General features: G+C 34.1%; 28 protein-coding genes and 1 pseudogene. 18 read left to right on the top strand and 11 right to left on the bottom strand.

Annotated features, from left to right (window positions below; genetic code table 11):
• Window positions 1–42 precede the first annotated feature (42 nt).
• Window positions 43–1,491 (top strand): TonB-dependent receptor, encoded by a 1,449-nt coding sequence (locus K7G76_RS11235; RefSeq protein WP_223034319.1) that lies wholly within the window; start codon window positions 43–45, stop codon window positions 1,489–1,491.
• Between the two features lie 62 nt (window positions 1,492–1,553).
• Here K7G76_RS11235 and K7G76_RS11230 read toward each other — a convergent pair whose 3' ends face one another.
• Both K7G76_RS11230 and bcp read right to left on the bottom strand, forming a co-directional pair.
• The gene (locus tag K7G76_RS11230; RefSeq protein ID WP_223034318.1) at window positions 1,554–1,970 is read right to left on the bottom strand and encodes a hypothetical protein; all 417 of its coding nucleotides are present in this window, start codon (window positions 1,968–1,970) and stop codon (window positions 1,554–1,556) included.
• 145 nt (window positions 1,971–2,115) lie between these two features.
• Window positions 2,116–2,565, bottom strand: coding sequence for a thioredoxin-dependent thiol peroxidase (gene bcp, locus K7G76_RS11225; RefSeq protein ID WP_223034317.1), 450 nt, complete (start codon window positions 2,563–2,565; stop codon window positions 2,116–2,118).
• A 36-nt stretch (window positions 2,566–2,601) separates the two neighbouring features.
• On the opposite strand from bcp, the gene K7G76_RS11220 reads away from it, so the two are divergent.
• Entirely contained in the window at window positions 2,602–3,258 is a 657-nt protein-coding gene (locus K7G76_RS11220) for an endonuclease III domain-containing protein (protein WP_223034316.1), read from the top strand.
• Window positions 3,259–3,294: 36 nt separating this feature from the next.
• Here the strand turns inward: K7G76_RS11220 and K7G76_RS11215 are convergent, their stop codons facing one another.
• A complete protein-coding gene (locus tag K7G76_RS11215; RefSeq protein ID WP_223034315.1) occupies window positions 3,295–3,441 on the bottom strand; it encodes a hypothetical protein in 147 nt (48 codons plus the stop codon).
• A gap of 59 nt (window positions 3,442–3,500) precedes the next feature.
• Window positions 3,501–4,085 (bottom strand): RNA polymerase sigma factor, encoded by a 585-nt coding sequence (locus K7G76_RS11210; protein ID WP_223034314.1) that lies wholly within the window; start codon window positions 4,083–4,085, stop codon window positions 3,501–3,503.
• A gap of 234 nt (window positions 4,086–4,319) precedes the next feature.
• On the opposite strand from K7G76_RS11210, the gene uvrA reads away from it, so the two are divergent.
• Complete coding sequence (gene uvrA, locus K7G76_RS11205) at window positions 4,320–7,106, top strand: excinuclease ABC subunit UvrA (RefSeq protein WP_223034313.1); 2,787 nt, start codon at window positions 4,320–4,322, stop codon at window positions 7,104–7,106.
• On the opposite strand, the gene K7G76_RS11200 is transcribed toward uvrA, so the two are convergent.
• Window positions 7,103–8,167: a DUF3667 domain-containing protein gene (locus K7G76_RS11200; protein WP_223034312.1), complete on the bottom strand. Its 1,065-nt coding sequence runs from the start codon at window positions 8,165–8,167 to the stop codon at window positions 7,103–7,105. The genes uvrA and K7G76_RS11200 overlap by 4 nt on opposite strands.
• Window positions 8,168–8,418: 251 nt before the next feature.
• Here K7G76_RS11200 and K7G76_RS11195 point away from each other — a divergent pair, with 251 nt between their 5' ends.
• Window positions 8,419–9,126, top strand: a complete 708-nt coding sequence (locus K7G76_RS11195) for a hypothetical protein (RefSeq protein ID WP_223034311.1) — start codon at window positions 8,419–8,421, stop codon at window positions 9,124–9,126.
• 59 nt (window positions 9,127–9,185) lie between these two features.
• Here K7G76_RS11195 and K7G76_RS11190 read toward each other — a convergent pair whose 3' ends face one another.
• The 4 genes from K7G76_RS11190 to K7G76_RS11175 all read right to left on the bottom strand — a co-directional run bounded on the left by K7G76_RS11190 (window position 9,186) and on the right by K7G76_RS11175 (window position 12,600).
• Window positions 9,186–10,337: an adenylate/guanylate cyclase domain-containing protein gene (locus tag K7G76_RS11190; protein WP_223034310.1), complete on the bottom strand. Its 1,152-nt coding sequence runs from the start codon at window positions 10,335–10,337 to the stop codon at window positions 9,186–9,188.
• Between the two features lie 11 nt (window positions 10,338–10,348).
• Window positions 10,349–10,924, bottom strand: a complete 576-nt coding sequence (locus K7G76_RS11185) for an HD domain-containing protein (protein WP_223034309.1) — start codon at window positions 10,922–10,924, stop codon at window positions 10,349–10,351.
• 2 nt (window positions 10,925–10,926) lie between these two features.
• A complete protein-coding gene (locus K7G76_RS11180; RefSeq protein WP_223034308.1) occupies window positions 10,927–11,820 on the bottom strand; it encodes a YitT family protein in 894 nt (297 codons plus the stop codon).
• A gap of 105 nt (window positions 11,821–11,925) precedes the next feature.
• On the bottom strand, window positions 11,926–12,600 hold the full coding sequence (locus K7G76_RS11175) for a dioxygenase family protein (RefSeq protein WP_223034307.1): 675 nt from the start codon (window positions 12,598–12,600) through the stop codon (window positions 11,926–11,928).
• Between the two features lie 605 nt (window positions 12,601–13,205).
• Between K7G76_RS11175 and K7G76_RS11170 the strand changes: the two genes are divergently transcribed.
• From K7G76_RS11170 to K7G76_RS11115, 13 genes and pseudogenes are all read left to right on the top strand, one after another.
• A complete protein-coding gene (locus K7G76_RS11170) occupies window positions 13,206–14,378 on the top strand; it encodes a cytochrome-c peroxidase (RefSeq protein WP_223034306.1) in 1,173 nt (390 codons plus the stop codon).
• 153 nt (window positions 14,379–14,531) lie between these two features.
• Window positions 14,532–14,849 carry a winged helix-turn-helix transcriptional regulator gene (locus K7G76_RS11165; protein ID WP_223034305.1) on the top strand — a complete coding sequence of 106 codons (318 nt, stop codon included), beginning with the start codon at window positions 14,532–14,534 and terminating at the stop codon, window positions 14,847–14,849.
• 77 nt (window positions 14,850–14,926) lie between these two features.
• On the top strand, window positions 14,927–15,433 hold the full coding sequence (locus tag K7G76_RS11160; protein WP_223034304.1) for a flavodoxin family protein: 507 nt from the start codon (window positions 14,927–14,929) through the stop codon (window positions 15,431–15,433).
• Window positions 15,434–15,585: 152 nt separating this feature from the next.
• A complete protein-coding gene (locus tag K7G76_RS11155; RefSeq protein WP_223034303.1) occupies window positions 15,586–16,638 on the top strand; it encodes a DUF6090 family protein in 1,053 nt (350 codons plus the stop codon).
• A 194-nt stretch (window positions 16,639–16,832) separates the two neighbouring features.
• Entirely contained in the window at window positions 16,833–17,588 is a 756-nt protein-coding gene (locus K7G76_RS11150) for an endonuclease/exonuclease/phosphatase family protein (protein WP_223034302.1), read from the top strand.
• A gap of 153 nt (window positions 17,589–17,741) precedes the next feature.
• Window positions 17,742–18,464 carry a DNA alkylation repair protein gene (locus K7G76_RS11145; protein WP_223034301.1) on the top strand — a complete coding sequence of 241 codons (723 nt, stop codon included), beginning with the start codon at window positions 17,742–17,744 and terminating at the stop codon, window positions 18,462–18,464.
• Window positions 18,448–19,359: an SPL family radical SAM protein gene (locus K7G76_RS11140; RefSeq protein WP_223034300.1), complete on the top strand. Its 912-nt coding sequence runs from the start codon at window positions 18,448–18,450 to the stop codon at window positions 19,357–19,359. Before K7G76_RS11145 ends, K7G76_RS11140 begins: the two co-directional genes overlap by 17 nt.
• 106 nt (window positions 19,360–19,465) lie before the next feature.
• On the top strand, window positions 19,466–20,641 hold the full coding sequence (locus K7G76_RS11135; RefSeq protein ID WP_223034299.1) for a DmpA family aminopeptidase: 1,176 nt from the start codon (window positions 19,466–19,468) through the stop codon (window positions 20,639–20,641).
• A gap of 64 nt (window positions 20,642–20,705) precedes the next feature.
• Window positions 20,706–21,017, top strand: a complete 312-nt coding sequence (locus tag K7G76_RS15425) for a hypothetical protein (RefSeq protein ID WP_255573001.1) — start codon at window positions 20,706–20,708, stop codon at window positions 21,015–21,017.
• A gap of 21 nt (window positions 21,018–21,038) precedes the next feature.
• Complete coding sequence (locus K7G76_RS15420) at window positions 21,039–21,179, top strand: hypothetical protein (RefSeq protein ID WP_255573000.1); 141 nt, start codon at window positions 21,039–21,041, stop codon at window positions 21,177–21,179.
• A 62-nt stretch (window positions 21,180–21,241) separates the two neighbouring features.
• Window positions 21,242–21,848: pseudogene (locus tag K7G76_RS11125) on the top strand (DUF1287 domain-containing protein).
• Window positions 21,849–21,856: 8 nt separating this feature from the next.
• Entirely contained in the window at window positions 21,857–22,105 is a 249-nt protein-coding gene (locus tag K7G76_RS11120) for a DUF1428 family protein (RefSeq protein ID WP_223034298.1), read from the top strand.
• A gap of 217 nt (window positions 22,106–22,322) precedes the next feature.
• On the top strand, window positions 22,323–22,811 hold the full coding sequence (locus K7G76_RS11115) for a TlpA family protein disulfide reductase (RefSeq protein ID WP_223034297.1): 489 nt from the start codon (window positions 22,323–22,325) through the stop codon (window positions 22,809–22,811).
• Window positions 22,812–22,857: 46 nt separating this feature from the next.
• Here the strand turns inward: K7G76_RS11115 and K7G76_RS11110 are convergent, their stop codons facing one another.
• Window positions 22,858–23,697, bottom strand: coding sequence for an alpha/beta hydrolase family protein (locus tag K7G76_RS11110; RefSeq protein WP_223034296.1), 840 nt, complete (start codon window positions 23,695–23,697; stop codon window positions 22,858–22,860).
• A complete protein-coding gene (locus K7G76_RS11105; RefSeq protein ID WP_223034295.1) occupies window positions 23,694–24,152 on the bottom strand; it encodes an RNA methyltransferase in 459 nt (152 codons plus the stop codon). Before K7G76_RS11105 ends, K7G76_RS11110 begins: the two co-directional genes overlap by 4 nt.
• A gap of 147 nt (window positions 24,153–24,299) precedes the next feature.
• Between K7G76_RS11105 and K7G76_RS11100 the strand changes: the two genes are divergently transcribed.
• Window positions 24,300–26,459, top strand: coding sequence for a cytochrome c3 family protein (locus K7G76_RS11100; protein WP_223034294.1), 2,160 nt, complete (start codon window positions 24,300–24,302; stop codon window positions 26,457–26,459).
• Window positions 26,460–26,496 lie beyond the last annotated feature (37 nt).

Here is a 26,496-nt window from a genome sequence, read left to right as displayed (position 1 = left end):
TAATTTAATACCTTTGTCTTTAAGAAATAATCCCAATTTACAATGGAAATTAGCTTAAAAGGAGATAGAGAGTTTGATGATATTCCCTCGCTGAAAACCAAAGCGTTACGTATTAATCTTAATGAGAACATTTATGGAACCTTTGCCGAGATTGGTGCAGGTCAAGAAACTGTTCGCCAATTTTTTCGTGCTGGAGGTGCATCAGGTACAATTGCAAAAGCAATGTCTGCATACGATAAAGACTTTAGTGATGCCATTTATGGGATTGAAGATGATGGACGTTATGTAACAGAAGCGCGTCTTCTTAAAATGTTAGACCATGAAATTGATTTAATTGAGAGACGTTTAATTCGTGATAAACATCCACACAAATTATTCTTTTCATACGCCAATACCGTTACAACCATAGATTTTGCAAAAAAATTCAAAGGTCATGGTTGGGTAGGTATTCGTTATCAGGTTGAAGCCGATCAAGATTATAATGAAATTATTTTACACCTTCGTTTTAAGGAAAATGATGCACGCTTACAACAAGAAACATTGGGTATTCTTGGTACAAACCTAATTTATGGCGCATTCTATAAGTATAATGAGCCCAAAAAACTATTACGCTATTTATATGATCATTTAGATAAAGATCAATTAGAAATTGATACCATTAATTTCTCTGGACCTGTATTTGAGGAAGTTGATAACCGATTAATGAGTTTACAGTTAGTTAAAAATGGTATGACAGATGCCGTCATGTTTTCTCCAGACGGTAATAACGTGCTACCTGCCCGTGTATTATACAAAAGAAACATTTTAGCCTTGCGTGGTAGTTTTAGACCGGTAACCAAAGTAAACATGGATATGTTCCACAAATCATACGAAATGTTTATAAAAGAGAATAAGGTAGATGAAGACAAGACGCAAGTGGTTTTTGAAATCACCCTTTCTAACTTAAGAGCTGAAGGCGAAATAGACGAACAAGATTTTATGGATCGTGCGCGTTTACTGTGTTCTTTAGGACAAACCGTTTTAATTTCAAATTTCCAAGAATACTATAAACTGGTTGAGTATTTTTCTCAATATACCAAAAGTCGTATGGGCTTGGCCATGGGAGTTAACAATTTAGTCGATATTTTCGATGAAAAGTATTACCGACACTTAAGCGGTGGTATTTTAGAAGCATTTGGTAAGCTTTTCTTTAAGGATTTACGTGTATACTTATACCCTATGCAGAATGACGATGGTACACTTACTACTAGCGAAAATTTAAAAGTCCACCCACGTATGAAAGAATTATATAAATTCTTTAAATACAACGGAAAAGTTGTTGATATTACAGATTATGATGAATCCACATTATCTATCTTCTCCAGAACAGTACTAAAAATGATTAGTGAAGGTGAAGACGGCTGGGAAACTATGTTGCCCGAAGGGGTTGCAAAAATAATTGAGGACAAATGCCTATTTGGCTACGAAACTGATGAAGTTTTAAGAAATTAATTGCCATATTTTAATAAAAAAAGTCTTTCAAAACGAAAGACCTTTTTTATTATTAGACTATTCTAAAATTGTGCTTCTATAATCTCTAACTGATTTTGCTGGTCAATAACAATAGTTATTAATCTACAACTTTCAAATTTAGCTGTTCTTGTAACATAAAATTCTTCATTTCTAATATTAATTTCTAAAGATAATTCAGAATTAAATGACTTTAAATCAGATGAATTCATAGGCTGTATGCTCAATTCAAATGTTATCATTTCTCCATCATCAGTATACAAAGCAAAATCTGTTGGAATATTACTCTGATTAACAAATTTAATAACGGAAGAAACGTCATCACAATTAAATAAGTTTTGATCTGAAAACTCGTTATTTACATTTTCTTCAAAACTATTTTCAGTAATAGATTCAGAATCACAGCTATACACAATAAGCGCCAAAGCCATAACCGTAGCGGTTTTAAGTAGGTTTTTCATTTTGATTGGGGTTTTAAATGAATATTTCAATCGGCAAAATAGTTAAAAATCATTGACTTAACAAATTTAATGTCGATAAAACGTCATTTTAATCCGATGTACTACATAAATAATTAATGAATTTCCTACTTTATAGATACAAATTTTATAAAATTTGACTCGTGTGCTCTTTTGTTTTGACTTTTAAAATTACATCTTCAATAATTCCGTTTTCACCAATTACAAAAGTTGTTCGGTGAATGCCGTCATACTCTCGACCCATAAACTTTTTTGGCCCCCAAACACCATAGGCTTCAATAACCGCTTTATCTTCATCAGCTAATAAAGGGTAAGGGAAGTTATATTTGCTTTTAAAATTAGATTGTCTTCTTTGGCTATCGGCACTTACACCCAAGATATCATATCCTTTCGCATTAAACTGCTCATAATTATCACTTAAGTTACAGGCCTCTACCGTGCAACCAGGTGTACTCGCCTTTGGGTAAAAAAACAATACCAGTTTTCTTCCTCTATAATCAGATAATGAAATATCATTTCCTTGTTCATCTTTTGCGGTAAAATCTGGAGCCTTATCTCCTGGCTTTAATTGTGTCATAATTCTTAACTTTGATTTTTTTCAAAAATACAATTTATGACCAAGCAAGAAAAGGTAGATTTCGTTATAAAAACGTTAAACACATTATATCTTACAATACCTATTCCTTTAGACCATAAAGACCCATACACCTTGTTAATTGCTGTTCTTATGTCTGCCCAAAGTACTGATGTTAGAGTAAATCAAATAACACCTTTATTATTTGCCAAGGCAGATAACCCGTATGATATGGTTAAGCTTTCCGTTGAAGATATTAGAGAGATTATAAAACCTGTTGGGCTATCACCTATGAAAAGCAAAGGCATTCATGGTTTGTCGCAAATATTAATTGATAAACATAATGGCGAGGTTCCTAAAACTTATGAGGAACTGGAAGCCTTACCCGCTGTTGGCCATAAAACAGCTGCCGTTGTTTTATCTCAAGCTTTTGGTATTCCTGCTTTTCCAGTAGATACCCATATCCACAGATTAATGTATCGTTGGGGTTTTACAAATGGCAAAAATGTTGTCCAAACCGAAAAAGATGCCAAACGCTTGTTCCCAAAAGAATTGTGGAATAATTTACACTTACAGATTATATGGTATGGTCGCGAATATTCGCCTGCAAGAGGTTGGGATTTGGAAAAAGATGTGATAACCAAAACTATTGGTAGAAAATCGGTATTGAAAGATTATTATACAAAAAAGAAATAAAAAAAGTCCCGAGACTAATCAGGACTTTTTCAAAGTTTAGTTGAGAAGTGCTTCAAACTTCATCTTATTACAATTTATAACACTTAAAGCCTTCGAGTAATCAAGAAGAAATTTTACAGTTTCTTCTTTTGGGTTTAGATTAAGTTGTTTTTGAGGATTTTTTTGAGAGTAAAGTTTTGCCATTTAAATTGTTTTTATGGTTTTCTACTCTACATTAACGTATCTTTTTTTTATTTATTGTATTAATTCGTTAAAACTATATTATGTTTATCAATTATCTTACGCATATTAATCAAGGCATAACGCATTCTACCTAGAGCTGTATTGATACTAACACCTGTTTTTTCTGATATTTCCTTAAAACTCATTTCGTTGTACATACGCATAACCAATACTTCTTTTTGGTCTTCTGGTAGTTCTTCAATTACACGACGCACATCCTTTTCTACCTGGCTTTTTATAATACTTTTTTCAGCATCTAATGAAGAGTCACTTAAAACAGAAAAAATATTAAAGTCTCCCGTATTACTAAATTTAGGCATACGGTTATTTTTTCTAAAGTAATCAATTACCAAATTATGTGATATACGCATAACCCAAGGCAAAAATTTACCTTCTTCGTTGTATTTGCCGTGTTTAAGTGTTCGAATAACCTTAATAAAGGTATCTTGAAAAATGTCTTCCGCTACATCTCTATCAAAAACTTTTGAATAGATAAAGCTATAAACGCGTTGTTTATGCCTAGTAATTAGAATTTCGATAGCGCGTTCGTCTCCTTTTATGTAATTTGAAACTAAAGTAGCATCTGTGATAAGTTCGTGTTGCATAGTCATTACTTTTTACCAGAAATAATTCCGGGTTGGGGTTAAATTTTAAAAAAGTAATGTTCTGCTTATAGGCTACTTATGTGATTTTTAGGTTAATAGAACTCAAATATAACAACAATCATTCCTAAAAAGCAAAAATATTTTTATTTTTTTTTATAAAAAATTGAATTAAAATCCATTTTTTAAGCCAATTTTCTTGTAGTATCTTTGCTAAATTATTCCATTAAATAGCCTATGACTACTCATATTTCGGAAGTAAATCCAAAACACAATATTATTATTAAAGGTGCAAAATTACACAACCTTAAAAATATTGATGTTGTTATTCCGCGCAACAAATTAGTTGTCATTACTGGTTTATCTGGTTCAGGTAAGTCCAGTTTGGCTTTCGATACTTTATATGCTGAAGGTCAAAGGCGTTATGTAGAAAGTCTTTCAAGCTATGCGCGTCAATTTTTAGGGCGCTTAAACAAGCCTAAAGTAGACTTTATTAAAGGAATTGCGCCTGCCATTGCTATTGAGCAAAAAGTAAATTCTACAAACCCACGTTCAACGGTAGGAACTACAACTGAAATTTACGATTATTTAAAGCTATTATATGCACGGATTGGTAAAACTTATTCACCAAAGTCTGGAGATGAAGTAAAAAAAGATACCGTGACCGATGTCTTAAATTATATCAAAGCGCTTGAAGAAAACGAAAAGCTTCTTTTACTCTCGCCTATACATTTGGAAGAAGGCCGTAAACTTTCAGACAAGCTAAAGGTTTTAAACCAACAAGGTTATTCGAGAATTAAGGTAAATGACAATGTTGTACGCATTGATGAAGTAGAAATAGATGCTATTGATGAAACTGATTTGTTTCTGGTAATAGATCGTATTATAAAAAAAGACGACGAAGATTTCTACAATCGTTTGGCCGACGCCATTCAAACTTCTTTTTTTGAAGGTAAAGGCAATTGCATTATTGAACAGCTTTCCAATAACTCCCAAAAGATCTTTAGTAATTCTTTTGAATTGGATGGCATAACATTTTTAGAGCCCAACGTTCATCTATTCAGTTTTAATAACCCTTATGGTGCTTGTCCTACATGTGAAGGCTATGGCGATGTTATAGGTATAGATGATGATTTGGTTATACCCAACACCGGCTTATCGGTTTATGAAAATGCCATCTTTCCATGGCGAGGTGAAAGCATGAGTTGGTATCGTGATCAATTGGTTAACAACTCCCATAAATTCGATTTCCCTATTCATAAGCCCTATTTTGAACTAAGTGAGGTACACAAGCAACTTATTTGGGAAGGCAATGCCTATTTTGAAGGCTTAAATAGCTTTTTTGCCGAATTGGAATCTAAAGCCTACAAAATCCAGAATCGCGTGATGTTATCGCGTTATCGTGGTAAAACTAAATGTAAAACCTGTAACGGTAAACGTTTGCGTCCAGAAGCTACTTATGTAAAAGTTGGTGGAAAAACCATTACCGATTTGGTTGATATGCCTATAGACGAATTGAGCTTGTTTTTTAACCAATTGGAACTGTCTGATACCGATTTAAATATAGCCAGCAGATTGTTAAAAGAAATTAATAATCGCCTCTCATATCTTACCAATGTAGGGTTAAATTATTTAACCCTAAACCGAAAATCCAATACCTTATCTGGCGGTGAGAGTCAGCGTATAAATTTGGCAACATCATTAGGGAGTAGCTTGGTAGGCTCTATGTATATTCTTGATGAGCCAAGTATTGGTCTTCACCCTAAAGATACCGAACGTTTAATTGGTGTTTTAAAAGCGCTCCGCGATTTAGGCAATACCGTTATAGTTGTGGAGCATGATGAAGACATTATGCAAGCGGCAGACGAAATTATAGATATTGGTCCAGAAGCTGGTACTTTTGGTGGTCATGTTGTAGCTACTGGTACTTACGATGCCATTTTAAGTTCTGATTCACTTACTGCACAATATTTGAACGAAACCCTTAAAATTGAAGTCCCTAAAAAACGTCGTACGTCTAAATATGCCATAGAAATCATTGGGGCAAAAGAAAACAACCTCAAAAATATTAATGTTACCTTACCGTTGGGTATGTTAACAGTTGTAACGGGTGTTTCTGGAAGCGGTAAAAGTACACTAATCAAAAAGATTGTATATCCAGCTATTCAAAAAAAACTAACCGATTTTAGTGACAAAGCCGGACAGTTTTCGGAGTTAAGAGGCAATTTTAACAATATTGGTCACATTGAATTTGTTGATCAAAATCCTATTGGTCGATCATCGCGTTCTAACCCTGTAACCTACATTAAGGCTTATGACGATATTAGAGCGCTGTTTGCCAACCAAAAATTAAGTAAGATTCGTAATTACCAAGCCAAACATTTTTCGTTTAATGTAGATGGTGGCCGCTGTGAAACTTGTAAAGGTGAAGGTGAAGTGACCATTGAAATGCAATTTATGGCCGATGTGCATTTAACTTGCGAAACTTGTAATGGTAAACGTTTTAAAAAAGAGGTTCTGGAAGTTACTTTTAAGGACAAAACTATTGATGATATTCTAAATCTTACTATTGATGATGCTATAACATTTTTTTCAACTCATAACCAAACCAAAATTCAAGGTAAACTACAACCCCTTCAAGATGTTGGTTTAGGTTATGTTACTTTGGGGCAAAGTTCCTCTACCCTTTCAGGTGGTGAGGCGCAGCGTATAAAATTGGCCAGCTTTTTAGGTAAAGGTACAAGAGGAACGAATACCTTATTTATTTTTGATGAACCCACTACGGGATTACACTTTCATGATATTAAGAAACTATTGACATCGTTTCAAGCTTTAATTGGCAAGGGCCATTCCATTATTGTTATTGAACACAATCTGGAACTTATTAAATGCGCCGATTATATTGTTGATTTAGGCCCTGAAGGTGGAAAACGCGGTGGAAATCTTGTAGCAGAAGGCACACCTGAAGAGCTAGTAGTAAACAAACAATCCATTACTGGCAAGTATTTAAAAGACAAACTTTAATACGATAAAAACGCCACAAAAAGTACTGCCAAAGAAGCTGGAAATAAAAACACAAAAAAGGTAAAGGTAACCATACCACTTTTTAAAAAGCTTAAAAACCAACCTTGATCATAAAACCGTTTTAAGGCTAAAAACAAATATATGAACGTTGATAGAATTATCAGCGTGATTAACCAACCTGGAAAAGCTTCCCAAGCAAAATTCAACAGCAATAGAATACTAAATACTGTGAACAAAAAGGAAAAGAAGTAAAAACTAAACACCAAATGGTAAGCATAAGGCCCTTTTCTAAAATAAAATAGCTTAAGAATCAATGCAAAAATTGGCAGCAAAAAGAACATGGCAATTGGTATGGTATCATAAAACGCCTTAAGTACCGAGCCTCCACTTTTGGTTTTATAAAACTTAAGCATCTGTTCATAAAATCGTTTTATAAAATAGCCCGCATCATCATCCATTCCCATTTCTTTGTAGATAACCTTATCTGATGCACCACTATCAATAAGGGAATCTATTTTGTTTTTATCAAACCCAAAATTCATATTGGTTTTTGTATTACCTCCTGTCTTAATAACTGAATCTAATTCTTTGAGTTCATCTTCATTTAAGCCTAACTTATCCTTATTGGCTTCATAAGGTTTCATTAGTTTGGCTACTTGTGCAGAATCTAAACCTTTTTCAGAAAGCGTATCTATAACTTTTTTGGCCTTTTCAAAATCACGTTTTAATGCTCTATCAATACTTTCTTCCTGTTCTCTAGCTACAAACGAAAACAAAAAGAAAAAAATAACCGATATAAATAAATACATCTGTGCTGGATGTAGATACAACAGACGCTTACCTTCCAAAAACTTTTTAGCTAAATACCCTGGCTTTACCATCAACGGAATAAAACTCTTAAAAAAACGCGCATCGAAAGAAAAGTAATTACTTATGGTATTGTAAAATAAAACACCTATGGTAAGTTCGTCTTTAGATTTCTGCCCACAATGCGGACAAAACTCAAAGCCTTCCTGAAACTCTTTTTCACAATTTTTACACGTGGTCTGTTTAGTTTCCATAATTGATGGTTAGTAGGATTTAAATTTACTAAAATTTTAATTTAATAGTATTTTAAAAGCCAAATTCAAGTTCTATTTATTAGAAGGGTTTTCACCAAAAATGTTACAATCATTAATTTTAGCAGAGCACACAAACTCATATGCTGTTGTAAATCAATGATTTAAAATTTTGGCACGACAATTGAAACTAGCTAAACAAATAGCGTAAGCCGAAAAGCTAATGAGTAGGCAAAATCTAAAATCCTAGTATTATGAAAAAACAAGTACTTTTTATTACAGTGTTGTTAATAGGATTAACAACTGTAACAGCAACAGAAAAACATGCTACAGTTCAAGGTGAAGATTTAATTACACGCTATCGTTATGCACAACCTATTATGTTTGTAGAGCGTGGTGTGGAATTTATGATTTTTCCTGATGGTAGTTTTGATTTTAACACCAATGTGGTTAATACTGTACCATACCATGACAATTATTATAGAAGCTCCACAACTGTAACAAGACGTGGCTCTGTTAACACAACTTTTGGAGCTCCAGGAACGGTTAGCCGCGTTCATTTTTCGACACCAAGAAATCGAGGCGTAATCATTCAACATGACCGTGATGGTAAAGTGAGACGCATTGGAAATGTATTTATTAATTATGACCGATTTGGTAAAATAAAACGTGCTGGATCAGTATACATGCAATATAATAATAGGTCTGGCTTATTAAAACGCGTAGGCGGATTAACAGTTAGGTATAACCGATTTGGTGAAATAATGAGCACTTTTGGTTTTGTAAACCCGTTTAGTACCATGTGTGGTGTTTGTGGTGAATTAAGTTGTACAACCAATCATAATGGGCACCATGATACTTATGATGATGACTGGGACCACGATTGGAATACCGATGAAGACTTTTACTATTACAAACAAAACGGTAAAGTAAAGAAGCAAAAGAAAATAAAGACAAAGTAACTTAACCCTATTTAGTTATTACTTAAAAAGCCTGGATTACCATTTGGTTATTCGGGCTTTTAATTTACAAAGTACATATCAACTTCCTTATTTCCTTTAATTAGTTGTTTACCTCGATACTCACATGGAATTGACTCCTTAATTAAATGGTATGTGTCTTCAGAAATATTAATTCTTCCTTTTAAGCCCGCACCTTCCAACCTACTTGCCAAATTAACGGTTCTGCCCCACAAATCGTAGGCAAATTTATCGTTCCCTACAATTCCAGCCACAACTGGACCAGAATGGATACCTATACGCATTTGCCACTTGATATCGCGTTTACTATTACGGTCTTCAATAAAGCTTAACATTTGTCTTGCCACCACTATGCATCGAAACGCATGTTCATTATGCGGTTCTGGCAGACCGCATACAGCCATATAAGAATCACCTATGGTTTTTATTTTTTCCAATTCCTGTTCTTTTATTAAACTATCAAAATGGAAGAAAATATCGTTTAATTCTTCAACCAATTCTCTAGCGGTGATTTGAGAGGCAATTTCTGTAAACTCTACAAAATCGGTAAAAATAACACTCACGTTTTCATGACGTACCGGGACACTATATCCATTATCCAACAATTCTTTAGCTATTTTTCTTGGCAAAATGTTAAACAAGAGTTTTTCTGTTTTATCCTTTTCTTTTTCTAATAATACCGTTTTTTCCTCCAACTCCTGCGTACGTTGTTCCACCAATGCTTGAAGTCTATTGTTCTGCGCTGTTAAGGCGTCTAATGGATAGGATTCGCCAACGCCTTGGTCTTTTGATGGAAATGATACATGGTTGTGCTTTATTAGCCATTTACCAGCCCTCAATATAAAAACAGTTGAAAACCTAATATGAAGCTTAAGCGGTTCGTTGGCATCCAAATCTATTTCAACATTTGCTTCAGCCTCTACAACACCTGATGTTGGTGACAATACTTTGGCTTTTTCATAAAACACATCCAATTTAAAAGGCTTTTGTAATTCCTTTAAATCGTAAGAAAAGTTTTCAATAACCGTTTCTAAATCCTTTCCTATTTCATGTTCACCAGTTCCAATACTGCTTACTTCGGAATCAAAATACTGCTTTAAATCATTAATAGTAGCCTCTCCTTTGGCACGTTTGGCCCACATATACCAAAACTCGTTAAAGGTATTGAGGATGTCTTGATCAAGGTTTTCCATGATGCTATGGTTTAATTCAACATTTCCATATTTTTATGTTTACGATGGGTTTTATAACGTTTACAAAAATCAGTATGGTAATGGTGGTTGGTTAAAAATGTCTTTTGTATGGTATTCCATTTACTTTTTGACAATGCTGGATTAAAATGCTTTAACTCTTTGTAAAGTCTATCACTGGCCTCTTGAAACCTTGTGGTACCCAAGTATTCCAAATCGGCATCTGCTAAAATGGCTTCCAAATGGTTTTTGGGTTTTTGGGGTATTTTTGTGGCCGTAATCATACCGCAAATAGTTTGTATTTCGGCACTAGTTAGGTTGTATTTTTTAAGATTTGCTTTAGCTATTTTACAGCTCTCCTGTTCGTGTTCAACTTGGGTGTTAATAAAACCCATATCATGATATAAAGCCGCAATTTTTAGGAGTAATAGATTTTCGTTGGAGACTCCTTCTTTTTTGCCAATATATATGGCTCTATCAAATACATATAACGTATGTTCTAGGCTATGATACCATAAATACTCTGGCAGGTTTTCGGCCAATATATCTAATGCTTCGTTATAGATTTCCTGAAATTGAGATGGGGTCATTGTTAATGTGTTTTCCGTTTACTTACTATTCCGCCCGTAATTTCGCCAATATTCTGTACATAGGTAAAGGCTTCAGGATCTGCTTCTTGAATGGCTTTCTTAATTTTATGAACTTCCAATCTGGATACCACGGTAACTATTATATCACAATCGTGCTTTACATGAAATGAGCCTGGCAGATTACCACGTTCGCCTTTGTAAACCGTTATGGCTTTATCAAAATTGTTTACAATAAGTTTCTTTACCAAATCAGCATTTGGAGAAATAACTGTTAGTGATATCAATTTCTCAAATCCATCAACCACATAATCTGAAACTTTTAAGGCTGTAAAATAGGTTACAATGGAATACATTGCTTTTTCGAGTCCTAAATAAAAGGCTATAATTAGAAAAATAGTTGTGTTTATAGCCATAATAATTTCATTGGTGGAGAGTCCAAATTTTTTATTGGAATACTCGGCAATAACCTCTAAACCATCTATTACACCACCACCTCGAATTACAAAACCAATACCCAAACCCACAAACACGCCACCGAAAACAGCTGTAAGAAAATGGTCTTTGGTTATCTCTGGAACTGGTAATACATTCATGACTATGCCCAAAAGAATTACAGCCAAAAAGGCATGTGCAGCGAAGTTTTTACCTATTTTTTTATAACCAATATATACAAAGGGTAGATTAAGCAATACCAATGGAATACTGACATCTATATTATAAAATTCGTGGATAAGAATTGAGATTCCCAATAAACCACCATCCAGAAAATGATTGGGAATCATGAACCCCTTAATGGCCACAACGGCACAAACGACACCAATTACAGTTAAAAAAAGAGACTTGAGGGAAATTATTGTTTTAGGACGAAAGGCACTGTTGGACGTGTTTGAACTCATACTTTCAAGAAAATATTGACGTAATAAAGCAAACGGCAGAGCTTGGAGGCAGGATTAACTACCTCACTAAAATATAAAAATATTTTAAGGAATTTTCTTCTTTTTTTACTTATTAGGGTAATTGGGAATGTTCAACCCCAGAATAATATCGTGCTTGGCAACCTGTAAATCTCCTTCTTGAGTCGTTTTTAGAATGCCGCTTCCTCCTCTATTGCGCATATTTTGGCGTTGCCTTTGGGTTAAAAAGGGATCGTCATCAAACACCCATTCATCAATATAATATGGTATATCTATTTCTGGTTCTTTTATTGCTGGATGGATATGTGCCATGATTTCCGTATTGGGATAACTTGCTGGTCTAACGGTATAAATCGCATACTGCCCTTGTGCATCACTTTTTACCCAACCGCGCATATACCCGTGCCTTGCTATACGGCTATCCAAGGTTTTGGCATTGGGGTACTTGCCATATACATCAGTATGGTAGTAATAGAGAATGACATTGGGAGCCGGTGTTTTACCATCGCTTTTAAAAATGGTTCCCGAAATAAGGAGTTTCTGCCCTTCTTGCTCCCACGCCGGACAGGTGTCTGTTGGTTTAAGGTTCTTGGGCATACCAATAAACATAAAGTCGCGGTTTTCAAACGGGCCGCCAACAAGGGCGTTGGTTGTTTGTGATGTAGTTTTGGTATTTGTTGGTTGTTTGGTTTGCCCTTGGCAGGATAGTACCAACAGACTTAAACCAAGCATGATAGTTGAATGGATAGTTGAGAAACGCATAGCCTTGAAATTTAGTTGGTTATTAAGTTACAAAGAAGCCATTTTGAGTAGTAATAAAATATTGTTAATTAACGTCTTTTAAGAGTTGAAGAAACATGCTTTTTATGATTCTATAATTTGTAGGAAAAATCGATGTTATCCATACACTATCCATACTTAAGCTATACTTAAGATTCGCACATGACCCGTCCTTGACCCGTCCTAAAATAGCTATACAGGTTAATACATAAATCCTGATATCATTATACAACACTTTTTCTTAATCTTAAAAATGGTATACACAAAGCCAAGCATGCAAAAAGGTAAATAATAAAGATAAAAATCTGATAATGGATACAAAAAAGTGCTCTTATCCGGAGTTGGGACGGATTTGAAAGCCTGCGGCTTCAACCAAGTTGCTACATTGCTACGCAATTCCCGCCCTTTGGACATCCGTCCCAACGCCCTGCTAAACCAAATTGCCACAACGGTCGGGACTGGAAGCCTACTGCTCCACTGTCGAAAACACCAAAAACCCGACCCAACAATTGCTAAACCATTTTAACTCCAAATTAAACCTTTGGCAATACTCCAAGTCTAAAACATGAAATTCAACCTATTTAATTATGATTAAACCAACTTTCAGCATTATTTTTCTATTCCTAATTTTTGGATTAGTTTCTTGTAGCGATGATGAAAATTACGTTCCGATTGAAAATAATGTTATCAATATTCCTGATGAAACATTTGATTATATCAATTTAAACTTACCAAGTCATTTTACTAATGATGTGCCAGGACAACCTTTGCCAACATCTATTAATGGATTAGACAATACGCCAAATGACAACCCTATAACCAATGAAGGTGCAACTTTAGGTCGAGTACTTTTTTATGATAAAAGTTTAAGTGCTAACAGAACTATAGCTTGTGCATCCTGCCATAAACAGGACAAAGGTTTTTCAGATGATGCTGTTTTGAGTGTTGGCTTTGATGGTGGGTTTACAGGACGCCATTCAATGACTTTAATAAATTCAAGGTTTTATCAAAGAGGTCGTTTTTTTTGGGACGAAAGAGCAAGTACTTTAGAAGAACAAGTCCTGCAACCTTTTCAAGACCCAGTAGAAATGGGAATGACTTTAGAACAAGTGGTAAATGCAGTGCAAGAGCAGGATTTTTATCCTGAATTATTTGAAAACGCATTTGGTTCACAAGACATTAATAGCGATAGAATTTCAAGAGCTTTATCCCAATTCGTAAGAAGTATTGTAAGTTATTCGAGTAAATACGATGAAGGAAGAGCTTTATCTGCTTCACCTGGAGCAAATTTCCCAAACTTCACAGATGAAGAAAATTTAGGTAAAAATTTATTTTTTCAGACTATCCCAAATGGAGGTGGTGCTTGCTTTGGCTGCCATACAACAGAAGCATTTGTTAGTGCAAATCCAGGCCCACAAAACAATGGACTTGATTTAGCAACAACAGACGAAGGCGCTGGAGCAGTTTTCAATAACCCAATCTTTGAAAGTCGTTTTAAAACTACAACATTGCGAAATATTGAACTTACAGCACCTTACATGCACGATGGAAGATTTGCAACTTTAGAAGAAGTTGTGGAGCATTACAATAGTGGAATACAAGCTCATCCCACACTATCACCAGCATTAACAGATGACAATGGTAATCCTGTTCAACTGAATTTTACAGATGCTGAAAAATCCGCTTTAGTAGCATTCTTAAAGACATTGACAGATAATAGCGTAAGTTTGGAGGAAAAATGGAGTGACCCATTTGAATAAAAACTGACTACAACAACGTGTATACCTCATTATGGCTAAATTTTTAAATTAAAGATTATTGTATATTTATAAAAGCAATTACAATAACTGTATAACCGCGTAGATTTTCTAATAGCAAACACAACTTGTTACATACCTCAAAACAATACTAAATTGTACGAACGAAAGACTCCATTAAAAAATGATTGCTCAATAGAAAAAACTCTAAATGTAATTTCTGGTAAATGGAAGCCAGCTATATTAAGCGGACTTCTAAAAACAACTTTACGATTAAAAGATATACAAAAAGGATTACCTGAAGCTTCTAAAAGAGCATTAACCCAACAGCTAAAGGAAATGATTGAAGATAAACTAATTGAAAAAAAAGAGTATAATCAATTCCCCAAAAAAACCGAATATTCAATCACTCCCTTGGGAATTAAACTTTCTCCAGTTTTTAACGAACTTTCAAAATTTGGAGATAATCTTTAATAGGGCAAAATTTACCCCTTATTTGATTACCTAATTAAACACCATAGTTTTGCCGTATTAACTAAATACATTAAAAAATGCATAAACACGGTGTAATTATTCAAGGTAGTTCTAGAAGCCAAGGAAACACAAACAAGATTGTAACTTTTATAACAAAGAAGACAGGGTTTGATATTATAGACTTGAAATCGAAAAACATCTCCAATTTTGACTATGATTTCAAAAATCAGGATGATGATTTTATACCTATAATGAACGAAATAGTCAATAAATATGACACCATAATTTTTGCAACGCCTGTATACTGGTATTCCATGAGTGGAATTATGAAAAATTTCTTTGACCGAATAGCTGACTGTTTAAAAATTGAAAAAGAGCTTGGAAGAAAATTAAGAGGAAAAGCAATGGGTGTGATAAGTTGCGGTTCGGATTCAGAATTAAAAAAAGGATTTGAAATGCCCTTTGTAGAAAGTGCCAACTATTTAGGTATGTGTTATTTGGGTAATTTTCATACTTGGCTGGAAAACGAAACAATATCAGAATCTTTACAGAAAGAATTAAACCTATTCATAGAGAAACTATAAAGCTCCTGATATTGAATTGTATTGCTTGGCATTTGATCCTCGTGTCATAGCAATTTGCTATCTTTAGGTTTTGGCAGAAAATTATAGTGGATTTTCACGCAACAAAATCATACACAAACACTTTGTGCTTCATTATAACCAATCAATAACCAATGATAAAATTCTTTAGAAAAATTAGACAAAATTTACTGTCAGAAGGAAAAACTGGAAAGTATTTGAAATATGCAATTGGAGAAATTATTCTTGTGGTTATTGGAATATTAATTGCACTACAGATTAATAATTGGAATGAATCTAGAAAACAGAAAAACGAACTTTCAGAAACACATCAGCGAATAATACTTGACATTGATAATGATATAAGAGACTTAAATTCGGCATTAATTTTTTGGAAAGAAAAGGAACCCATTTTTAAGAAAGTAATGAATGATTCGATGAGTGCTGACCTTTTCGATGTTGGTCTTTCAAGGTTATTAACTATTATGCCTCGTACTAATTTAAATAATACAGGAATTCAGCAATTAAAAGATTTAAACGTTAAAGATGAACTTTCCTTACGTATTATCAATACGTATGACCTTATGGAAAATACTAGCATCTTACGCCATGAAAAAGAATTAGACGAACAGGGAAAACAACTTCAGGCTATATTTCAAGATAAGTACATATGGTACCCAGAATTTATCAGTAAAACCATAATGAAAGATAACAGTAGTAAAAATTTACAAAATTATTTTCTTACAAGTATGGAATACAAAAACCGAGTAGCCACTGGCTATAATCGTGTTTATAATAACTATATTCCTAGCCTTAAGATTTATATTCCTAGGCTTGAAACAATAAGGACTGACTTGAAAATCATTGAAGACCCTAATTTTTCGGAAATCAATAAGAAAGAATTGGAAAAATATGAAGGTTCTTATAAAATAAACAAAATAGAAGGTGAGGCTTTGGGAATGGAAGTAGATGAACTTTTTTCTGTAAAAGCACATGACAATTTTTTACGCATTTACCCAATAAAAAACCCTCGAACTTTTGTAGACTTTTTTCATAAAGAAAATAAATTGTTTAACTCAGAATTTGATGGTATAAAAGTATCAATTGAGTTCAGAACTAATAGCCTTCAAGAAATAAGTGGGTATAAATTTGAAGCTAACCAACTAAATCATGTTTTATATACTATCAAAGAGACTGATAATAAATAAAAATAGCGAAAGTTTAACAACGTGTAAAATTAATTGTGGCTTAATTTTAAATGAAAGATTATTGCATATTTTCCTTAACTAATCTATAAGTCATAACTCAATAAAACACTATGCATACTATTTATAAAGTACTCTTATGTTTTTTACTTATAACAGGACTCCATAATCAGATATATGGTCAATTAAAAAAAATAATGACCTATAATATTCGCTATGATAACCCTGAAGATGGTTTGAACGCATGGGATAATAGAAAGCTGGAACTAACACATTTAATAAGCTATTATAAACCCGATGTACTGGGTATACAAGAAGGGTTAATACATCAATTACATTATCTAGACGCACAATTAACAGAATACTCGAGAATAGGTTTAGGACGGGATGATGGATTGGAAAAAGGCGAATTTAGTGCCATTTATTACAATCATAATAAGTTATCACTAATTAAGTCATCAACCTTCTGGCTTTCTGAAAGACCTGACACGGTTTCCGTTGGATGGGATGCCTCTATGGAACGTATATGTACTTATGGTTTGTTTAAAGATAAAAGTACCAAGAAAAATGTTTGGATATTTAATACGCATTATGACCATATAGGCAAATTAGCCCGAGAAAAATCATCGGAACTCATACTGAAAAAAATTAGAGAAGTTAATACCAATGATTATCCGGTAATATTGATGGGGGATTTTAATTCAGAACCAAATAGCCAAACCATTACAATACTAACAAACGCATTTGGAGACGCTTCTGAAAAATCAAGCCATGGTATTTATGGACCAGCAGGTACATTTACGGGGTTTGATAAAAATACCCTTGCTGAAAAACGTATTGATTATCTATTTGTAAAAAACCTAAAAGTCACTACCTATCGCCATATTGATGATAAAATGAAGAATTCTAATTATTTATCAGATCACTTACCTGTACTCATAGAATTGGAATAACGCTGCCTATAACATGTTACACAATCCTTATGGGTTGATTTTCAGTAAAGAATGTCCTTGTATTTTTTTATCTTTAATCTCAGTAAAAAACATAATTGATTTTTTGAAAACAATTACATTCAAAATCATTAGCTTCAACTAAAACAAGCCTTAATGCAAGTTGTAACTAGGAAATCTGAAATAAAGGAATTAATAAATATTTGCACAAAAGAATACGAATCCAAAGGATTGAATGCCTGCTTGCTAGAAATGGAAAATTATATTTTAACAAAAAAAATAAAATTTCCTTTGTTAGAATTTTGTGGAGATGAATTATACCAAAAAGTAAAACAAGAAGAACATATTGATCTTTGTAATAAAATCGAGGAACTAAAAACGGAAGGAGGAAATGTAATTCTTGGAATTATTTTACAGAATAGACTTAACACCTGTTTTGAACAATCCATAAAAAAAGCTACCGAATACATATCTCGGGCTGACGTGTGGTATGTATGTGATATTATTGGAGAAAGAGTTTATGGTTATGCTTTACTTAACAATCCTGAAAAGACTATTCCGCAGATAAAAAAACTTTCCAGGCATTCAGCAAATTGGGTAGTGCGGGCATTAGGAGCGGGCATCCACTATTCCATTAAAAAAGGATTGGATAAGGAAAACGTTGCATTAGTGTTTCCTATTCTTCTTTCGATGGCTAATACAAGGGACAAAGAAATAAGGCAAGGCGTTGGTTGGGCCGCAAAAACAACTGCAAAATTCCACCCGGAAATTATTGACCAATTTGATAAGGAAGTTCAGAACAAAGAAATGGTAGCGAACTGGTTCAGAACAAAAATTTCAATTGGACTTAACCGAAACGAATATGCCAAAAGAAATTGAAGTTAAGTCGGTTCTCAACAAAACCAAGAAAAGAGATAAATGGTTTTTGGATGACTATACATTTAATCCGTATAGTAGTTGTTCCTTTAACTGTCTGTATTGCTATATAAGGGGAAGTAAATATGGAACCAATCTTGAATCAAGTCTGGCTGTTAAAACAAACGCCATTGAAATTTTGGACAGGCAATTGACCAATCGAGCGAAGAAAAACCAATATGGAATTATCGTTTTATCTTCTGTAACCGACCCATACATTCAAATTGAAAAAAAATATGAACTGACAAGACAGGCTTTAGCGATCATTCTTAAACATAAATTTCCTGTTCATATCATTACAAAATCAGATTTAATTGAACGAGATTTTGATCTCTTAAAACAAATAGAACAAAATGCTATTTTACCAACAGATCTAAAACAACTCAACAAAGGGGTTATTGTCAGTTTTTCATTTTCGACACTTAACGATGAAGTTGCTAAAATCTTTGAACCAGGAGCAACACCTCCGACCCAAAGAATCATAGCAGTTCAAAAGACACTTAATCAAGGATTTCTATCAGGTATAAATCTGATGCCTTTGATTCCTTATATTTCGGATACAACAGAGCAGCTCCATTTAGCATTTTCCAAATTCAAACAAATGAACGTTCATTATATCTTGCCTGCAACAATTACATTATTCGGAAATGGGAAGGCACATAGTAAAACATTAATGCAAAATGTGATTAATAAGCATTATCCTGAATTAAAAGAGAAATATGAAAGGTTTTTTGCCAACAGTACAGAAATGCCGAATTATTATAAAACAGCATTTAGAAAAAAAATGAATGAACTTTGTAAAGAATATGAATTAAATAATGATATAATATTAGCCGCAAAAAACTTTGAAAGACTATAACCATAATGAGTATTTCTTCTAAAGCTTTTATATTTAAGCATAAGTAGAAAAACCCTTACTAATATACTGTTGCTAATAATATATGAACTTTTAAAAACCAGCCTATATGAAAAATACTATTTTATTATTTGTAGCCCTGTTTATTTGCTCACATTTTTACGGGCAAAAACCCAGAGCAAGAGATTTAGGAATTCCGTTTGTGGGAACACCGGGAACCTTCAATGCCATTACCGATGTAGAAGGAGTTGAGGTTGGGTATAGCACCATTATTTCTGGCGAAGGTAAAAACATTGTTGGCAAAGGCCCAATTAGAACTGGTGTTACTGCCCTATTTCCGCGAGGAAAAGCTAAAAAATTCAGTCCCGTTTATGCCAATTGGTATAGTTTAAATGGCAACGGAGAAATGACCGGTACAACTTGGGTAACCGAGTCTGGGTTTTTGGAAACTCCAATAATGATAACAAATACCAATAGTGTTGGAGAGGTGAGACAAGCTGTATTGAAATGGTATGTTGACACCGATTGGTACAATGGTGAAGATTGGTGGTATACGTATCCAGTAGTAGCTGAAACTTATGATGGCTTTTTAAATGATATTTACGGGTTTCATGTCAAGGAAGAACATGTTTTGGAAGCCATTAACAATGCTTCAGGTGGAAAACTAGCTGAAGGTAATGTTGGCGGCGGAACAGGCATGATGTGCTTGGGTTTTAAAGGTGGAACCGGAACATCGTCACGCGTTTTTAAAATAAAAGGTACTGATTATACGGTTGGTGCCATTGTGCAGTCTAATTTTGGCGCCAAAAGAAACCTGTCGATAGCCGGTGTTCCAGTGGGTATAGCATTAAAAGATACCTTAGGCTATGAGTACAAAGCGCCTCCACAATCAAGAAGACAAGAAGGAGACGGTTCTATTATAGTAATAATCGCCACAGATGTACCCTTATTACCACATCAATTAAAAAGAGTTGCACAGAGGATTCCTCTAGGTGTGGGTATTGTTGGTGGTCGTGGCAGTAATGGCTCTGGAGATATATTCTTGGCATTTTCAACAGCCAATGAAAATGCGTTTAGTCGTGATGAAATGAGAACTGTAGAAACTATGTCAAATGATTTACTGATGCCCGTTTTTGAAGCCACTGTACAAGCTGTTGAAGAAGCCATTATAAATGCCATGGTAGCGGCTGAAACTATGGAAGGCATTAATGGGAATAAGGCCTATGCCCTACCTCACGATTTACTCATAGAAACCCTAAAGCAATACAACAGACTAAAAGAATAATACAGAGTAACTATTCTGGAACCACAATGGCCTTTAATTAAACCATTTCATATAGCTACACTAATTGAATTTTGAACTCATGAAAAAAATAGAATTTAAAGAACATATAAAAGCCTCTTCTAAAACAGTATATGAAACTATGCTAGGGTTAAATGATATCTCCACATATGAACAATGGACAGCTGAATTTAATCCCACTTCTACTTATGAAGGCAGTTGGAATAAAGGTGCTAAAATTTATTTTATTGGAACAGATGAAAATGGCAAGCGTGGTGGAATGGTTTCTGAAATTGCAGAAAATATACCGTTTGAATTCGTATCTATTAGACACTACGGCATACTTGATGGGGATACTGAAATAACCTCTGGTGAATAAGTTGACAGCTGGGCAGGAGGTTTGGAAAACTATTCGTTTCAAGAAAGCAATGGTATTACAACTGTAACAGTTGAAATGGATACAGCTGACGATTATATTGACTATTTTAATGGCATATGGCCAAAAGCCTTAAGCACTCTTAAAAAAATAGTTGAGGGTTAATATCCTATTTTTAAATCATAGTTTTTATACAACAAATCCTATAAAGAGTCGTTAGGAAACATATGAACATAATACGTGTTGTACTATTCTTTTTAAGTACTAGCTTTTGTCTTGCTCAATCAGAAGTTGAACAAATTGACTTATCTCAATGTGCTTTGGAGCTGACAAAGCAAAATGTTACTTATGATCCCAGTTATTTTTCAATTGATTATCCTAATGGAGATGTTCCAAGCAACAAAGGTGTTTGTACAGATGTCGTGATTCGTGCCTATCGGAAAATAGGTGTTGACCTCCAAAAAGAAGTTCACGAAGATATGAAAGCGAATTTTAGTGTATATCCTAAAATTTGGGGACTTAAAACAACTGATAAAAATATTGACCATCGTAGAGTACCTAATTTAATGACTTTTTTTTACACGTAAAGGTATCGAAAAGCCTATATCAACACTGGCAAATGACTACAAACCTGGAGATATTGTATGTTGGAATTTAGGCGGAGCATTAACCCATATTGGAATTGTTGTCAATAAAAAATCCAGCGATGGAAAGCGCTACTTAATTGTTCACAATATAGGCAATGGTCAAGTTTTAGAGGATTGCCTTTTTAGTTATAAAATCATAGGACATTATAGGTATAAAAGCTCTTCAAATAATAAATATAATAACTGAAAAAAATTATGACAAACTATATTGACGGTTTTGTTCTACCAATTCCAAGCATTCATTTGAAAGCTTGCAAAAAAATAGCAGAACAAGTGAATGACATTTGGAAAGAATATGGTGCTATTGCCTACTTTGAGTATGTAGGTGATGATTTGACTTTAGAAGGCACAAAATCTTTCACAGATACTATTGGTGCTTCGAAAGGGAAGTCACTATATTTGGTTGGGTTGTTTTCCCTTCAAAAGGGTACGCGATTCAGCTAACAAACAAGTGCCATTAGATTCTAGAATAACCGAGTTAGTAACATCTCTACTTAACCAAAAACGGCTAATTTTTGATACTAGCAGAATGGTTTATGGTGGATTTAAACCACTTGTGCAATCAAAGAAATAGAATTTGTTTATTAAGTTTCATTTTAGATTTGTATTGATTACTTTAGTGCTTTAACCAACTAACAAACCAATACTTTAGACAAAAAGCATGAGACCAATTATTCTACTTATTGCCCTACTTTCAATATGCCATATCAATGCACAAGAGAAAAAGATTTGGGCTAAATCGTTTATTAACCAAGAAGCACCTGAACTGGTAGTTGAAACATGGCTAACGGATAAACCTGATACCGAAGGAAAATTTGTTTTAATAGATTTTTGGGCAACATGGTGCGGGCCTTGTAAAAAAGCCATTCCAGAATTGAATGCATTTCAAACCAAGTTTAAGGACAATCTGGTTGTAATAGGCATTAGTGACGAACCAAGTTCTAAAGTTAGAAGCATGAAAAGTCCTAAAATGGACTATTATAGCGCCATAGACACACAAGCACGCTTAAAACGTATTTATGAAGTTCAAGGCATTCCGCATTGTGTTTTAATAAATCCTGAAGGGATAGTTGTTTGGGAAGGCTGGCCACACCTGGAAGGCCACGAACTAACCGAAGACGTTATAGACAAGCTTATTAAAAATAATTAAACAAACAGCTAATTTATAATACGCTCTATACCAACTTAAAAAGGTATCATTTTATAAAGTCAATGCTTTTATATACTACCTGCCGTAAAGCATCTGGCAACTTGTTTTCTTTCCATGGGTGTTTGGAGTTGAACACATGGTTTGCGTTAGCCATGGAAAAAAGTTCTGTAGCTGTATTCCAAGCATGCAGATTTTCAGCTTCAGAAAAGAACACAGAAGGATCATCAGTTCCATGGATAATTAAAGCAGGTATGGTTAAGTTTTTAATGGCCTTTTTAATATTTAAACGCTCTTTATTTGCCATATAATCTTCATAAAATTGATAATGATGGGGCATTTGTTGTTTGGTTCTACCATTTAGAACATATTTTACGCCATCTTTTTTCCATTGTTCCAAATCACCGATTGTAGCAGTTCTTTTTCCAAAATCGCAAATACTAGCCCAGGTAATCAGTTTGGTTATACGATTATCTTCACTGGCTTTAATAATGGCTATGCCTCCACCTCTAGAATGCCCTATAACTGTTATATTTCTCGTATCTATTTCATTACGAAAGGGGTTGTTTGCAGCCAACAAATGGTTTAGCATAGCATCTAAATCCTCCAGTTCTTTAGAATAATTGTTTTCTGCAAAAGCATCTAAATCTGGAAAATCTATAGGGTTATCAACTGTTCCGCCATTATGTGAGAAGTTGAATTTAACGAAAATTACATTAGCCTTTACAAATTCTTCGGCCACCAAATTCCAAGCTCCCCAATCTTTAAACCCTTTGTAGCCATGACAAAATACAACCAAAGGTTTTTTTTGGCTATTTTTATTAAAAAAAGCATCCCAAACTATAGGTTTCCCTTCTTCTCTGCTTAATATTTCATTTTTTCGTATCATGAACGTGGCTTATCCAGATTTCTATCATACATTACAATACTTCCTGCAACCGAAACATTTAAACTCAACTCGGACTCAAACTTAACCAAATAGTGACTTTTTTCTATAGCCTGTTTTGATAAACCATGGTCTTCGGCACCCAATAAATATACACAGCGCCTTGGGTGATGAAAGGTTTCTAAATTTTGGGCTTCATCTGTTAACTCCACTCCCACTATCCTAGCACCTTTAGGTAGATTGTTAAAAAAATCATCAAAGGTATCATAATGAAAGTATGGCATAGCTTTTACCGCATTATGTGTATCACAAGCTTGTTTAGCATAACGATTGCCAATTGTAAATATAAAACTAGCGCCTAAATTTTGAGCAGAACGCCAGAGCACTCCTAGATTTTCAGGTGTTTTTCCATTTTGGATACCTATGCCAAAAAATTCGTTTGTAAAGTTATCAACCATATCACAAAAATAATTAAACTATACGTATTCTTACCAACAATTCTGTAATGTTCCAACGCATATTAAAACTCTATAGTAGCAGCATAAAAGATTAAAAAATTATTACATTTGTTTTTAACCAAAAGTTTATATCATCAAGACTGCAACATGCAAAAACACACTTTACTCCTTCTTTTCATTTTAAGTTTTGCATGTAAGGACGATAAAACTGTAGACAAACCCCTTCATGACCAATTTGTCCATAATACAACTTTAGAAAATGATTATGTAGGTGATGACCAATGTATAGCTTGTCATGCTTCAGAATACAAAGCTTGGGAGGGTTCCCATCATGACCTTGCCATGCAAATCGCTAACGACTCAACTGTTTTAGGCAACTTTAATAATGTTAATATAACTCTTGATGGTGTAAATTATTTGTTTACTCGAGAAGGATCAGATTATATTGTAATATCTAAAGAAATTGATGGCTCTGAAAATACCTATGTCATTAGCTACACTTTTGGTGTAGAACCCCTTCAGCAATATTTGGTTGATTTTGAAGATGGTAAGAAACAGGTGCTTCGTGTAACTTGGGATACTATAGAAAAAAAATGGTACCATCAATATTCAGGAGACACTCTGGATCCGCATGACTGGATGCATTGGACCCGTGGTTCACAAAACTGGAATACCATGTGTGCCGAGTGCCATTCTACCCATTTAGAAAAAAACTATAACGTAGAAGCCAATAGTTATAACACAACCTTTTCATCTATTAATGTGAGCTGTGAATCTTGCCATGGCCCTGCAAAAAACCATGTTAAATGGGCCAAGTCTGATAGTATGTCTTCTGACACTAATACCTATTTAAAAACCCTTGACACACAACTGAACCAAATGAATAGCTGTGCACCATGTCATGCCAGGCGTACTAAATTAACACAAACCCTTGAACCGAATCTAAATTTTGAAGATCAATATATTGTACAAACTATTTCTACGCCTTTCTATCATGCTGATGGTCAAATTTTAGAAGAAGATTATGTATATGGCTCTTTTTTGCAGTCTGAAATGTACCATAAAGGTGTTACTTGCACCGATTGTCATAATGCGCATACACTTGAGTTAAAAATGAAGGGCAATAACTTATGTATGCAATGCCATGAACCTGAATACAATTCACCCAGTCATCATTTTCATGAGAATGATACTGATGGTGCACAGTGTATTAATTGCCACATGACTGGTAAAACTTACATGGGTAACGATTTTAGACGCGACCATAGTTTTAGAATTCCCAGACCAGATCAGAGCTTAAGTGCCAATACTCCTAATGCCTGTAACCAATGCCATACCGATAAAAGTAACTCATGGGCTGCCAAAGCCATTGAAAAATGGTATGGTAGTGACCGAAAAAATCATTTTTCTGATTATTTAATTCTGACTAACAATTCTAGATTAACTGCTAGCGAAATTGAACAGGTTAACGCCTTTATTAATGATTTAAATTATCCCGCTATTGCCCGTGCAACAGCCATCAACAACATTGAAATTATAAACGAAAGTCAATACGAGACTATTTTAAAACGTCTGGAGGACCCCTCGCCGCTAGTGCGTTATAATGCTTTAAATAAGTTTAATACAGCCCCTCCTGAATTACGTGTTCAAATTGCATCGAAACATCTTTCAGACAGCACAAAAATGGTTCGTATTGGAGCCGCACAGTTACTCACGGATATCGATTCAGGATTGCTTGCTACAATTAATCAATCTGATTTGAATACAGCCGAGGTTGAATTAGAAGCCATGCTACTTACAAATGCTGATTTTTCTACGGGACGATTACAATTGGGGGATTATTATTTTAAGAAAAAACAATATAATGCAGCCATTATTCAATATAACGAAAGTATAAAAAAGGATAGTTTACTACTTATGGCTTACCCTAATTTAGCTACCTGTTATAGTATCATTGGAAATACAAAAAAAGCCTTGGAAACACTTAATTTTTTAATCAATAAAGCTCCAGATATGAGTCGTGCATATTACTTAAGGGGTCTGCTTCATTTTGAATTAAATAACCCCAACCAAGCCTTATTAGATTTAGATCAAGCTGTGAAATTAAACCCAAGTGATGCACAATCACTTTATAATATTGCCACATATCATTATCAGAATAAAGATTATACAAAAGCCGAACAGTTTGCACGAAAGGCAATTGCCATTTATCCCGCAAACAAAGACTATCAATATTTACTAGCCCTAATTTATAAAGAGCAAGGGCGAACAGACTTAAGTAATCAAATCATGCAAGGATTACAATAACAAATTGTAATTCAGTATTTTACACCTGTTTTATAAT

The organism is Hanstruepera marina, assembly GCF_019880635.1.
Classification (GTDB): domain Bacteria; phylum Bacteroidota; class Bacteroidia; order Flavobacteriales; family Flavobacteriaceae; genus Hanstruepera; species Hanstruepera marina.
Note: the sequence above shows the minus strand (reverse complement) of the source record. Positions and strands in the feature narration are given on the sequence as shown.